1 protein-coding gene is annotated in these 513 nt (G+C 57.9%); it reads left to right on the top strand.

Going from position 1 to position 513, the window contains the following annotated elements; translation table 11 throughout:
* Window positions 1–503 (top strand): bifunctional hydroxymethylpyrimidine kinase/phosphomethylpyrimidine kinase (locus tag EN750_RS38420; protein ID WP_189526871.1); only part of this gene is annotated, 503 nt, incomplete at its 5' end.
* Between the last annotated feature and the right edge of the window lie 10 nt (window positions 504–513).

The raw sequence follows: 513 nt of genomic DNA, 5'->3' as shown, positions 1-513 counted from the left end.
CCCATGTCCCCGCAGTACTCGACCCTGTGCTGGCCTCCACCTCAGGTCGAGCGCTACTCGAAACGGACGCCATCGCCGCCATGAAACGCGATCTGATGCCGCTTTGCCGTGTCGTTACGCCTAATTTAATCGAGTTGGCGCTTCTTGTCGGCGCGGAATTGGCGATGGATGAGGGAAGCGCGCTTCAACAAGGACAAAGACTTCTGGCCGACGGGCCACAGTCCCTGCTGATCAAGGGCGGCCACGCATCTGGACCTCGATCAACCGATATCCTGTTGCGTTCCGATCGGGAACCTGTCCGTTTCGATATGCCTCGGCTTGCCGGAACGCTACGCGGGACCGGCTGCATGATGGCCAGCGCGATCGCGGCGCATTTTGCAAATGCGAGATCACTTGAAGACAGCGTGCGAGAAGGCAAGCTGTTTGTTTTCAAAAAACTGGAGAAAGGCACGAGACCCATGCCCCCATCGATGACGAGATCGGCATCGCGCCAAGCCACATGAATGATATTGC

Source organism: Mesorhizobium sp. M7A.F.Ca.ET.027.03.2.1, assembly GCF_003999175.1.
Lineage (GTDB): Bacteria > Pseudomonadota > Alphaproteobacteria > Rhizobiales > Rhizobiaceae > Mesorhizobium.
The sequence above is the reverse complement of the archived record's forward strand: the minus strand, read 5'-3'. Positions and strand labels throughout refer to the sequence as shown.